9 protein-coding genes are annotated in these 12,481 nt (G+C 39.8%); 2 read left to right on the top strand and 7 right to left on the bottom strand.

Features of this window, described 5'->3' with window-relative positions; translation table 11 throughout:
* Positions 1-91 precede the first annotated feature (91 nt).
* Positions 92-1,561, bottom strand: coding sequence for an IMP dehydrogenase (gene guaB, locus RB214_RS04000; RefSeq protein WP_002958783.1), 1,470 nt, complete (start codon positions 1,559-1,561; stop codon positions 92-94).
* Positions 1,562-1,962: 401 nt separating this feature from the next.
* Here guaB and xseA point away from each other — a divergent pair, with 401 nt between their 5' ends.
* Complete coding sequence (gene xseA / locus RB214_RS03995) at positions 1,963-3,294, top strand: exodeoxyribonuclease VII large subunit (RefSeq protein WP_309168426.1); 1,332 nt, start codon at positions 1,963-1,965, stop codon at positions 3,292-3,294.
* Here the strand turns inward: xseA and RB214_RS03990 are convergent.
* From RB214_RS03990 to RB214_RS03980, 3 genes are all read right to left on the bottom strand, one after another.
* On the bottom strand, positions 3,291-3,968 hold the full coding sequence (locus RB214_RS03990; RefSeq protein WP_024606055.1) for a hypothetical protein: 678 nt from the start codon (positions 3,966-3,968) through the stop codon (positions 3,291-3,293). The two genes, xseA and RB214_RS03990, sit on opposite strands and share 4 nt — an antisense overlap.
* 35 nt (positions 3,969-4,003) lie before the next feature.
* The gene (gene cysE / locus RB214_RS03985; RefSeq protein ID WP_002958786.1) at positions 4,004-4,822 is read right to left on the bottom strand and encodes a serine O-acetyltransferase; all 819 of its coding nucleotides are present in this window, start codon (positions 4,820-4,822) and stop codon (positions 4,004-4,006) included.
* 207 nt (positions 4,823-5,029) lie between these two features.
* A complete protein-coding gene (locus RB214_RS03980; RefSeq protein ID WP_309168425.1) occupies positions 5,030-7,912 on the bottom strand; it encodes a pitrilysin family protein in 2,883 nt (960 codons plus the stop codon).
* Positions 7,913-8,162: 250 nt separating this feature from the next.
* Between RB214_RS03980 and RB214_RS03975 the strand changes: the two genes are divergently transcribed.
* Positions 8,163-9,119, top strand: a complete 957-nt coding sequence (locus RB214_RS03975; protein WP_024597318.1) for a methylenetetrahydrofolate reductase — start codon at positions 8,163-8,165, stop codon at positions 9,117-9,119.
* A gap of 71 nt (positions 9,120-9,190) precedes the next feature.
* On the opposite strand, the gene RB214_RS03970 is transcribed toward RB214_RS03975, so the two are convergent.
* The 3 genes from RB214_RS03970 to RB214_RS03960 form a co-directional block, all read right to left on the bottom strand.
* Positions 9,191-9,994, bottom strand: coding sequence for a hypothetical protein (locus tag RB214_RS03970; protein ID WP_309168424.1), 804 nt, complete (start codon positions 9,992-9,994; stop codon positions 9,191-9,193).
* A gap of 134 nt (positions 9,995-10,128) precedes the next feature.
* Positions 10,129-11,112 (bottom strand): sensor domain-containing diguanylate cyclase, encoded by a 984-nt coding sequence (locus RB214_RS03965; RefSeq protein ID WP_309168423.1) that lies wholly within the window; start codon positions 11,110-11,112, stop codon positions 10,129-10,131.
* A 59-nt stretch (positions 11,113-11,171) separates the two neighbouring features.
* Entirely contained in the window at positions 11,172-12,419 is a 1,248-nt protein-coding gene (locus RB214_RS03960; protein ID WP_309168422.1) for a DEAD/DEAH box helicase, read from the bottom strand.
* Between the last annotated feature and the right edge of the window lie 62 nt (positions 12,420-12,481).

The raw sequence follows: 12,481 nt of genomic DNA, 5'->3' as shown, positions 1-12,481 counted from the left end.
TAAAGTCTGATGCTAAATGCCGTTTGTTAATGTAAACGACTAAAAAGAGGGCTTGCAAAGCAAGCCCAGTATATTAAATTAATTACGCTGCTTAACCTAAGCGGTAATTTGGTGCTTCTTTAGTGATTTGCACATCATGAACGTGCGACTCACCCATACCCGCTGAAGTAACACGTACAAATTGTGGTTTTGTATTAAGCTCTTCAATTGTTGCACAACCCGTTAAGCCCATAGCACTACGTAAGCCACCTACTTGCTGATGAATAATCGTTGCAATAGGACCTTTGTAAGCTACGCGACCTTCAATACCTTCAGGTACTAACTTGTCAGCTTCATTTGATTTTTGGAAGTAACGATCTGATGAACCTTCTTTTTGATCCATCGCGCCTAATGAGCCCATACCACGGTAAGATTTGTAATAACGGCCTTGGTACAATTCAACTTCACCTGGTGCTTCTTCTGTACCAGCAAGAAGAGAACCCACCATTACACACGATGCACCAGCAACAAGTGCTTTAACAATATCACCAGAAAAACGAATGCCACCATCAGCAATAACAGGAATGTCGCGACCTTTTAAGCCTTCAACAGCATCTGAAATAGCGGTAATTTGTGGAACGCCACAACCGGTAACAATACGTGTAGTACAGATAGAACCTGGGCCGATACCTACTTTAACTGCATCCGCTCCGGCATCAGCTAGTGCAATCGCACCTTCAGCTGTTGCAATGTTACCTGCAATAATTTGTAAGTCTGGGTACTCTTTGCGAGTTTTAGTAACACGGTCAATAACGCCTTGAGAGTGACCATGCGATGTATCGATAAGTAAAACATCAATACCCGCTTCTACTAATGCAGCAATGCGCTCATCAGTACCTGCGCCAACACTTACAGCAGCACCTACACGTAAACGACCTTGGTCATCTTTACATGCGTCAGGTTTGTCTTGGGCTTTTTGGTAATCTTTTACCGTGATCATGCCTTTGAGTTTAAATTCATCATCAACAACTAAGATTTTTTCAATGCGGTGTTCGTGCATTAAGCCTAAAATCTCTTCGCGTGCTGCGCCCTCTTTAACGGTAACAAGCTTTTCTTTTTTAGTCATAACGGTAGAAACAGGCTGTTCAAGCTTAGTTTCAAAACGCATATCACGACTAGTAACAATGCCTACAAGCACATTATTGCTGTCGGTAACCGGAAAGCCTGAAAAACCTTTTTCGTGCGAAAGCTCAATTGCATCTGCAATTGTTAAATCGGCAGTAACCGTTACAGGGTATGAAACAATACCTGCTTCGTAGGTTTTAACTTTACGTACGTTTTTCGCTTGTTCTTCAATAGTCATGTTTTTATGAATAAAACCAAGACCACCTTCTTGCGCAAGGGCAATAGCTAAACGAGCTTCTGTAACAGTATCCATAGATGCTGAAATAAGCGGCAAGTTAAGTTTGATACCACGCGTTAAGCGAGTTGAAATATTTGCCGTGTGTGGCAAAACAGTAGAATGACCAGGTACTAAAAGTACGTCATCAAAGGTAAGAGCTTCTTTAGCGATTCTAAGCATTTTGGCAACTTCTCACATGTGGATCTAAGATAAGGAATTGCGGCCAAATTTTAACAGCGTTGTTGGCATGAGTAAATAATATTTCGCAAATATTTATGATAATATAGGGTCTATTAGCCTTTCAAGGTTAAATTTGCAGCAGTTTGTTAGGTATTTAGGCAAGGCAGAGCCTATGCAGTGTGGTTATTCCCCATAAATAGGCGATAACGTAGCATCAATTCCAAACAAGCGCTGCCCAAAGGGTTCAGCCTAGGGGCGATTAACTCTTTGTTACTCGGTTTTTACTTAGCCCACTAGGTTACAAACCTCGCGCCGCGATTAAATCGCCCCTAATTTGAACAAATTTTAATCTACAAAGGTCAATAGACCCTTGCTTTATAAATAGTTTTAGGTTGTTTTTTATGTTTTCGAAGCCTTCGCAGGCGGTTTACACCGTGTCGCGCCTTAATAGAGAAATTCGCACAATCCTTGAGCAAGGTTTTGCATCTTTAGTGCTCACGGGCGAAATTTCTAACTTTATTACCCCTGCATCTGGACATTGGTACTTTTCGTTAAAAGACGATAAAGCACAAATTAAAGCTGCAATGTGGCGAGGCAATAATCGCAACCAAAGCTACCGCCCTGTAAATGGTGCGCAAGTTACAGTAAAAGCGCGTGTATCGCTTTATGAACCTCGCGGTGACTACCAGCTTATTGTTGAGCATATGGAACCCGCAGGCGAAGGTCAGCTAAAACAAGAATTTGATGCGCTTAAAATGCGTTTAGCCGCCGAAGGATTATTTAGCTCTGCTCACAAACAGCCATTACCCCAAAATATTAATCGCATTGGTGTTATTACCTCAGCAACCGGCGCTGCTATAAAAGATATTTTAACGGTACTCAAACGCCGTGCACCGCAGCTAGAAGTCATCATTTACCCTGCTATGGTACAAGGCAAAGAAGCGCACGTGCATTTAATTAACCAAATTGAATTAGCCAACACACGTGATGAAGTAGACGTACTTATTTTAGGGCGAGGCGGCGGATCACTTGAAGATTTATGGTGTTTTAATCACGAACAGCTCGCCCGCGCAATTTATCAAAGCGAGCTGCCCGTTATAAGCGCTGTAGGCCATGAAATAGACACAACCATAAGCGACTATGTAGCCGATTTACGGGCTGCCACTCCATCAGCCGCAGCTGAGCTTGTAAGCCCTAATACGCAAGAGTTACACAACAAAGTAACACAATTAGTTAATCGTTTATCTAACGCGTTTAAGCACGGTATTGCCGATAAACGCGCATTAGCAACGCAGTTACAACACCGCCTTAATTTGTGTCATCCGCGTAATCAGCTTAGTCAAAAATCACAACGTTTGGATGAGCTAAGCATTGCGCTGCAACAAGCTATGCGTAATCGTTTATACCAACAAGAACGCACACTCAATAACTTAACGCCGCGTTTGATGCGCCAATCACCTGATAAAAAACTCGCTTCAGCAAGCCATCAACTCTCGCAATTACAAGCTAGGCTAAACCAAGCTATACAACATCAGTTACAACAAGCGAATAATAGCTTAGCACTGCAAGCAAGCAGGTTAGACTCGGTAAGTCCGCTTAATGTTTTAGCGCGCGGTTATAGCATCACTAAAACACAGCAAGGAAAAGTAGTTAAATCTGTGGGGCAAATTAAAACAGGCGATGTTTTAGTTACAGAGTTAGTCGATGGCTCTATAGAATCACAAATTATTTAAAGCTCTGTACTTAGCAACATTTTAAGTTCGCTATCGCTCGATGTGGAGGTAGTGCTTTTAAATTGTTGCCAAAACTCTTGTTCCATCAACTTATCGTTTAGCTCTCGCCATTGAGCATTACCAAATGTGTCGTTATCAGTAGGGGCGGCAAGTTCAAATTCACATACTGTTTTTTTACATTTTGCACTAACAACGTCAGGAATAATTGATAAATCAGCTGTTAATAAAAAATCTTGTAATGCCATTTCAGTACGATAAGCCCATTCTTCGTCGCGCGTTTGATTTTCAAATTTATCACGTAAAATCTGCTCAAAATCTGAAGGGCTCCTCATTTTCTTTAAAACACTTTTGAGCGCCGCTTTCTGTTCGGCGAGCTGCTGCTTAAGCTGAGTTACTTGCTCTTCTAAAGGTAGTTCATCAAGCATTTGGGTTTCTGAATTGGTTGTTGGCGTGTCTTCAGCGGGCTCTATACTAGCGACTTGCTCAGGTGCTGAACCTGTATTACTCAATACCTCATTACTTTGTTGTTCAGTATGAAGCTTTTTCTGTTTTTCATAACTTGGCTGCGACTTAACAGATTCCGGATAACTTGAAGCTGCATTAAAGTAGCTCCAAGTTAAACCTACACCCGCAATAAACCCAATCCCTAGAGCCAATAAACTATTTTTGTTCATGTTAATTCCTTTTAAGTTTTATTATTTTTAATTACTTATAGCATTGCACTCGTGTGCGATTCGTTTTCAGGCTCAGGATTTGCTAAAAAGTTTTGGTTCATACTTTGCGCCGGACACTCACAATCCGGTCGACCAATAATTTTAGCGGGTACGCCAACAGCGGTTGTGTGTGGCGGAACATTGCTAAGCACAACTGAGCCTGCACCAATTCGTGCGCCCTCACCTACTTCAATATTACCCAGTACTTTAGCACCCGCGCCAATTAATACGCCCGCTCTAATTTTGGGATGACGATCGCCCTGCTCATTGCCTGTACCGCCAAGCGTTACAGATTGCAAAATTGATACGTTATCTTCAATTACCGCTGTTTCACCAATAACAATACCGGTTGCGTGGTCAAACATAATGCCTTTACCCACTTTACATGCTGGGTGAATATCGACCCCAAACACTTCAGAATTACGGCTTTGAATAAAGCGCGCTAGCTCTTTGCGATTTTGTTGCCACAAACAATTAGCCAAACGGTGCGCCTGAATAGCATGAAAACCTTTTAGATTTAATATAACCGTAAGATAGGTTTCTGATGCCGGATCGCGGTCTTTTACCGCTTTAATATCCTCAGCAACAAAAGATAGCATACGGTCACATTTTACAAATGCTTGGTCAAACAGCTCTCGGATAGTGAATGCAGATACCACCGCATCAGCCAACTTATTAGCAACAATAAAGCTCAATGCCGAACCTAAACAATCATGATTTAAAACACATGAATAAACATGACTTGCTAATAATGGTTCACGTTTTACTACATCGTTAGCTTCGTCGCGAAGCTGTTGCCAAATTGCATGACGCATAATACTGCACTGCCTTAAGTTGATATAAAATAGCCTTTTCCCAAGTCTAACGGATTTAACCACTAAGGTGTTAATCCCTTAGTTATTTGTTCTGGTTATTAGGTATAACTGTTTATTAAGTTTCATTATTAAATAATAAAAATGCCCCAGAGCTTTAAGCACTGGGGCATTTTTTATACATTTAAAGATAGTTTAAAAACACTTAAATTATTGAAATACTTTATCGACTTTCATCACTTCAATATTTTTTGCAGGAATTGCTAATTTATAATCAGCAATCACTTTATCTTCAGCCACTAATTCGGCAGGTTTATCGGTGTTGTAAACCATTGGTGATGTTTGCTGCGATGCTAAACGTTTTTGCATATCAGCGCCGTCACCAGTAATAAATACATAGTGAACATTGTCTGTTTGTAAGTTTTCTTTAATAACGCGATTTACATCAGCAAGCGTTAGCGTTTTAAGTTTGTTAGTTACGTAACTTACAAAGCTATCTGTGTTATAAAATTCGCTATCAAGTGCGTAACCTAATTGGCGATTTTGACTTGCGACCATTTGCGGCACAAAGTTAATTAAAAAGTTACGCGTTGCTTCAAAATCGCCTTCGCTCATACCATTTTTAATTAGCTTATTTAGCTCAAACAAGGCGGTACGTGTTGCAAAGTGCGCATCGTTATTAGAGCGAAGTGGGCGTAACCACACTTGAAATATTTGCTCTGAGCGCCCTAGGTTTGCATCTGGCTTGGTTTGAAACATACCACGTGGAAAGTATTCAATGTATGCGTAATCGCCATAGTTCATGCCGCGAGTTTCACGAATGCGCTCATATAAAAAGCTGTTAGAACTACGGTGCTCACCAAAGTACGAACGCACAAGCCAAAGGGCTGTCCAGTCTTCGCTACTTCTTATTGTATCAATAGGGAAACCAAACGATACCGCCGTCGATTGCGCTGACTTTTCTACAATAGTTGCATGATGACCTTTAAGCACTGGCGCATCAGGAATACTTAAACGGCTTTGCTCACCTTTTGGTAGCGTTGCAAAATCGCTCATCATTTTAGCTTTAAGGTTTGCAGGCACAGCCCCAATTAAGCCAACCGTGAGTTTAGATTGCGTAAGCTCGCTGTTATAAAACGCTTTAACATCATCTAGCGTCAACGCTTCTAAATCCGAAATATCACCGTAGTTGTAACTTTCGTAAGGGTGATTTTTGTAAAGTGCACTATATAGCACTTCTTTGCCTAGCTCTTCATCGTTAGATGCTTTTAAGCCTGATTTAATACCATCGATCATTTCTTTTTTAAGGCGTTTAAAGTCATCGTCTCTAAAGCCTGGGTTTAATAATTGATCGCTCACAAGTGAATACCACTGCGCTGCATTGTCTTTATGAATACGCCCTTGAAACGACAGCATTTCTTTATCTATTTGATAACCAAAGCTACCTGCAAGCGGATAAAGTGCTTTTTGAATATCTTTATAGCTTGTCGCCTCTGAGCCACCTTGTGCAAGCATAGCCGCAGTGAGCGCTGCAACACCTTTTTTGCCTTGAGGGTCGGCAGCCGCGCCGGTATTGAATAAAAAGTTAACATCGATTAATGGCGAGCTATTGGTTTTATCAAGTACTTTAAATACAGGTGCCGCAGGTGCTTGTTCAAGCTTTGCAGTAAGCGCATTTAAATTAACTTCTTGCTCAAAACCTGGGGCTTTATCAAGTGCCGACATTGTTAATGTGGTACGTGCGTTATCAGTAAAGTATTTATTAGCAACGGCTTTAATATCTGCGCTGGTAATGTTATCTGCCGATTTATACAGCTGGTTTATAACCTCAGGATCGCGCTCAAAATGCATGTAGCTTGCAAGGGTTGATGCAATCGCTTGCGACGAATCTAAGCCATTAATAAAGCTGTACTTAAGGTTCGATTTTAAATCACTCAACTTTTGCTCATCAACAAGCTCAGTGCGTGCTTTTGCATAAGTTCGGTTAATGGCATCGCGCGCAGTGGCTAAATCGTCTGCGTTTTCTACTTTAACAAATACGTGTAATAAACCCGGATCTTTGGTCTCTGGGTTATAGGTAAACATTTGGCTGGCAATTTGTTTGTCGACCACTAGCTCTTGATATAAATCTGAATTATTTGAAAAATAAAGCTGTGATATTAAATCAAGTGCTGCTCTGTCTTTTTTAGCAGGCTCCCACGCAGCGCCTTTAAACGATACAAGTAACCAATGCCCTGGTAGCGCTTCATCTTGTTGATGCAAATATTTTGGTGCTTGTTGAACAGGTTCTGCTTTAATATCAGCAATGTAGTTACCTTTTTTCCAGCTACCCCAATGTTTTTTAACCATTGCCATTGTTGCTTGTGGGTCTACATCGCCCACAATAACAAGTGACACATACTCAGGCTTATAAAACTTAGCAAAAAACTCTTTCCCGTACGCCATTTGATCAGGCATGGCTTCTATGTCTTTAAAAAAGCCCATAGTGGTGTGTTTATACGTGTGCTTATCAAACGCTTCTTCGCGTACAGCGCTTAATAATTTACGAATTGGGCTCGCGTTGTTTTTTAAGTACTCACCTTTTACCGTTTGGGCTTCGGTTCTAAATTGTTCTTCGGTGTAGGTTAAGTTTTGAAAAATATCAGCTTCAAGCTCAAGTACTTTATCAAGATGCTGCTTTGAAAAGTTTAAATGGTAATTTGTGTAATCGTTTGTTGTATAAGCGCGGTTATCAACACCTGAATTTTTTAATATGTCTGAGTACACATCTTCAGGGTATTTTTGTGAGCCTTTAAACATCATGTGTTCAAAAAAGTGAGCAAAGCCTGTTTTGCCTTCTTCAACTTCGTTACGCGATCCAACCGATACCGGAATTTGCAGCGACACTACATCAGGGTAATCGGTTTTAACAACCATGACACGTAAGCCGTTTTCTAGCTCTTCAATTAAGTAATCTTGTGAAAAAACACGGTCATCAGCTTTATTTACTTGTTCTTGTTGTGCTGTTGTTTGCGTGCTTTGGTTTTGTTGCATGGCGCAACCGGTTAACGCCAGCGATACCGCTAAGCTGGTTGCTAATAATTTAAATTTCATTGTTGTCCCTTTTTAAATTGAGCAAATTTGTTGTCAGATTTAACTCTTTAATTATGCCCCAAAGCCAATAAATATAAGAGCCCCAAGGGAATTTATTATGTAAACAACTGTGTCAATTATAAATTATGGGAACAAGCACTATGAATAAACATCATGTTAATTGAAAAACTTTCATTAAATAAATCTATCTAGACGTCTAAATGGCTGCTATATTAAATCCATCAAAACAAACTTAGCTGGAATGAGGATTATGGCTTTATCACTAAAAGAGAAGATAGTGGACACCAATCAAGGTGTTTATCTTATTGGTACTACCCCGCCTAAAATTGGCACCGATAAAGCGCAATTAAAAACCATTGCAGAAAAGCTATTAGGTCGCTTACACGAAATTGAATACGACGGCGTGATAATTTACGACATTCAAGACGAAAGCAGCCGAACTAACCAAGACCGCCCATTTGCGTTTAAACAAACCGTTGATCCGCGTGAATACAGCCATTTACTTCGTAATTTATCTGCACAAGATGTAATTACTTATAAAAGTGTGGCGCAGCGTGGCGTAGGCGAATTTAAAGATTGGCTAAGTGAAACTAAAAACGACTACGATTTACAAAATGTTGTTTTAGTAGGTAGCCCATCATCGATAGGCGATATAAAGCTAAGCCTGCCAGATGCGTATAAAGCTTTGGCTGAGCAGTCAGATGATTTCTTTTTAGGTGGCGTTACGATTGCTGAACGCCATTCAAGTAAACGAAATGAGCACGAACGATTAATAGAAAAAACAGCACAAGGTTGTCAGTTTTTTATATCGCAAGCTGTTTACGATGCACAAGCGACTATAGAGCTAATCACTAGCTACGCACGTACATGTAAAGCGCAGGGTATTACACCACAACGTATTATATTAACGTTTACCCCGTGCGGCGGCGAAAAAACCTTAGAATTTATGCAATGGTTGGGTATCTCAGTGCCAGAGGCAACAAAATGGCGCATGCTTGATGCAGACAATACATTAAGCGAATCGGTCCGTATTTGCCGCGAAAACCTCGACTTAATACTTAAAAGCTGTGCGCATTTAGATGTACCGCTGGGCTTAAATATTGAAAGCTTAACAAACCGTAAAGAAGAAATTGATGCATCAATTAACTTATACCGTTTATTAAAAGCTATTATGGAATTAAACCTTGCTGAAAAGCTAATAGCTTAAAGGCTAGGTAAGAGCTAATTAACACCCTTCTTGGCAAGCCTCATGGCTTGCTTTTTTATTGCACTAATATTTTATACATATCCAGTCAACACACTTCGTTTTATCTTTGCATTTGAAGTGTATTCATCTAGCAGCTTTTTTATTTTTAAAACTTCAGATTCACTACAGCATGGACCTAGTGTTATTTCAACGCTGTCTATTACATCCCCAAGAGGTATGTCGAAGTATTCAAGTGTATTGTCTACATTATCCTGAAGACATTTTAAAAGGCGCCTATGGATAGAGGCAGGATCTCCTGTTTTTCTCCAGTCATTCATAACATCGGAACTTGAGGGGATTATGAAGAAAATATATCGAAACTCTTTTTGGTAACCCCATGCCACATTTTTAAAAGTAGCTAAATCAAAATAATTAAATTCAAAGCCACCGTCTACATTTTTCACTATTGGTCTAATAGATTCCTCAGGAGAACATTTATAAACTACTTCTCTCCCATATATATCATTTCTAATAGGAGAAATAACAAAAAGCCATTTTTCATTATAAATTGATTCAAAAGGTATTGGGCTATAGGTGTTATCACCAAAAAAAATACTCATTTCCGGCTTGCTTATTAGTTGATTTTTTTGGAATGGAAACTTAGGTAAACTTAGTCTTACACCATTATAACAAGCATACTTACTCCACATTGCTTCAGACTCATGCTCTGAAGCGCTCCAACTGCTGACAAACAGATACTGAGCCCAGTGCTTCTGAGAAATAAGTGAAACTTCCTGCTTATCATCGACTTTATCAAGCCTGTTCAATCGTAATGTTCTATTTTTTAAAATACATTCTAATGAATTTATATTTGTATAATGATGAACTAACTCCATGTTCTTTCCTAATTTTATGTGTCATTCAGAAGCATATCATTTTATAATATTATATAGGTATTAGTAAGTAACTTGATAAAAGAGATTTAACCGTGACTCCAAATTTGAGGATGGCATAATAGATAATTCCTCACTTATATTTGCTCTTTAATACTTAGCCTATATGCTTGTTTATTTTTATACATTGCGTGGTCTGCATCATTTAATAGCGCTTCAAAGGGCTGCTTTTGTTTATTAGTAAAACTATAACCTATGCTGAGCGATAAATCGCAAACGTCTTCTTTGAGTAAAGCTTTTGAATACTCAGAGGATATTTTATCCATGATGTAGCTAATTTTGCTTTTATCGCTTAATTGCATTACTGCAACAAACTCATCACCACCTAAACGCCCTACTATGTCGGCATCTCTTAAATGGTTTTTTAGCGTATCCGCCAAAATAATTAAGGCTTTGTCACCTACTTCATGTCCAAAGGTGTCGTTTAATTTTTTAAAGTCGTTTATATCAATAAACAAGCAACATACGTCGAAGCCCAAACGCAGTGCTAAATTAAGCTTTTGCTGAGCTAGTAAGTTAAGTGCTCGGCGATTATAAATATCTGTTAATGAGTCTAACATGGCTATTTCGCGCATTTGTTCATAGCTGTAAACAAGCGCTAGGTCGTCTTCAATTAAATCGCGTAGTTGCTCTATGAGCTCAAAGTATTCATCGGTATAGCTAGTTATTTTAGTGTCTTTTAAGCATAGCGTGCCAAATACTTCACCTTCTGGCCAATGAATAGGTAAGCCTAGGTAGGATTCAACGCCATCCTCAACTACTTCTGGTAGGGTGTTCCATGCATCGTTATTGCTTGCATCATTAACATATAAAATATTATTAGTTTCAGCGACGTGCCGACAAAAAAGAGGAGTTTGAGGGGGAAGTATCGGGTTGGTTTCAAAGCTTGAGCCACCTTCGTTATTTCTAATAACAACGCGATAGCCTTTGCTTGTTGCCTGAACTATATAACCAGACGGGGCTGAAAAAAGCCCCGTGATAAGGTCCATTGTTTTTTGCCATTTATGCAAAGATATTTGGCCATCAACACCAGAGAATGCCCATTTATCAGTTTCAAACATTAACTTTACCTCGGCTATTTAATAGCTCCAGTATAGGCAAAAAAGTAAACTAAAAGCTATTATTTACGACGTCTACTTGGCTCTCTTTTACCTGTAATGCGTTTTTTATCGCGATCTTTTCGAGATTTATTAGTATTTTTACGATTATCTTTGGGCTTTTTATTTAAGTCAGGCTCGTAACCTTCTAACCACTGCGGCGTTAAACGCGTATCGAGTAATACTTCAATTTCTTCTAGCAGCCATTGCTCATCAAGACTTACCAATGACATAGCAAGCCCTTGTTCACCAGCACGACCTGTACGGCCAATACGGTGCACGTAATCCTCAGCAATGTACGGCAGTTCAAAATTAATTACGTATCTAAGTGTAGAAATATCTAAACCACGCGCAGCGACATCGGTTGCAACAAGTACGCGTGTAATACCCTCTTTAAAGTTTTGCAATGCACGGTCACGTGCGCCTTGCGATTTATCGCCATGGATTGATTCGGTTTTTAACCCATCTTTACACATTTCTTTAGCGAGCTGATCAGCCATTTGTTTTGTGCGAGTAAAAATAAGCACTTGGCGCCAGTTTTTCATGCCAATCATGTGCGATACAAGTTCGCGCTTACGATCCTCATCTACAGCGTAAATAACTTGCTCTACTTCAACCGCAGCTGAGTTACGTTTATCAACTTCAATTAGCTCAGGGTTTTTAAGTAGTTTTTTACTGAGTTCAAACACGCTGTCATCAAACGTAGCTGAAAATAACAAAGTTTGGCGATCGCCCGGTATATGTCGCAATATACGTCTAATTTCATCAATAAAGCCCATATCAAGCATGCGGTCAGCTTCGTCAAACACTAAAGAGTCTACGCTTGAAAGTACCACACTGCCTTTAACTATATGATCAAGCAAACGCCCTGGTGTGGCCACTATAACTTGCGCTGTTTTAAGTGCTTTTATTTGTGGGCCAATACTTGCGCCACCATAGGCTAAAGCGCCATTGATATGAGTGCCTTGTGCGTACTTTTCAAAGCTTGCAAATACTTGCTGAGCAAGCTCACGGGTTGGCGTTAAAATGACTACACGTGCAAGGCCTTGCTCATCTTTTTTAGGGGTATTTAAAAGCTTATGTAACAGCGGTAAAACAAAGGCGGCTGTTTTACCCGTACCTGTTTGCGCGCTGCCCATTACATCACTTCCGGCTAAAATAGGCGGAATGGTTTTAATCTGAATTGCGGTAGGTTGAGTGTAATTATTTTGCTCAATCGCTGTTAATAATAACGGGTCGAGATTAAGTGATGAGAACGTAGTGGCAGACATAGGCTTAGCTTTAAAATAACAAAGAGCGCTATTGTACGCATATTACTGTACTGCGTAAATTA

It is taken from the genome of Pseudoalteromonas sp. HL-AS1 (genome assembly GCF_031198785.1).
GTDB lineage: Bacteria > Pseudomonadota > Gammaproteobacteria > Enterobacterales > Alteromonadaceae > Pseudoalteromonas > Pseudoalteromonas distincta.
This window is presented reverse-complemented; position numbering and strand designations above follow the sequence as displayed.

Excerpts from the sequence above, each read along its gene's own strand:
- RB214_RS03975 (WP_024597318.1), top strand. The coding sequence starts at position 8,163 with ATGGCTTTATCACTAAAAGAGAAGATAGTGGACACCAATCAAGGTGTT.
- RB214_RS03970 (WP_309168424.1), bottom strand. The coding sequence starts at position 9,994 with ATGGAGTTAGTTCATCATTATACAAATATAAATTCATTAGAATGTATT.
- RB214_RS03980 (WP_309168425.1), bottom strand. The coding sequence starts at position 7,912 with ATGAAATTTAAATTATTAGCAACCAGCTTAGCGGTATCGCTGGCGTTA.
- RB214_RS03965 (WP_309168423.1), bottom strand. The coding sequence starts at position 11,112 with ATGTTTGAAACTGATAAATGGGCATTCTCTGGTGTTGATGGCCAAATA.
- xseA (WP_309168426.1), top strand. The coding sequence starts at position 1,963 with ATGTTTTCGAAGCCTTCGCAGGCGGTTTACACCGTGTCGCGCCTTAAT.
- RB214_RS03960 (WP_309168422.1), bottom strand. The coding sequence starts at position 12,419 with ATGTCTGCCACTACGTTCTCATCACTTAATCTCGACCCGTTATTATTA.
- cysE (WP_002958786.1), bottom strand. The coding sequence starts at position 4,822 with ATGCGTCATGCAATTTGGCAACAGCTTCGCGACGAAGCTAACGATGTA.
- RB214_RS03990 (WP_024606055.1), bottom strand. The coding sequence starts at position 3,968 with ATGAACAAAAATAGTTTATTGGCTCTAGGGATTGGGTTTATTGCGGGT.
- guaB (WP_002958783.1), bottom strand. The coding sequence starts at position 1,561 with ATGCTTAGAATCGCTAAAGAAGCTCTTACCTTTGATGACGTACTTTTA.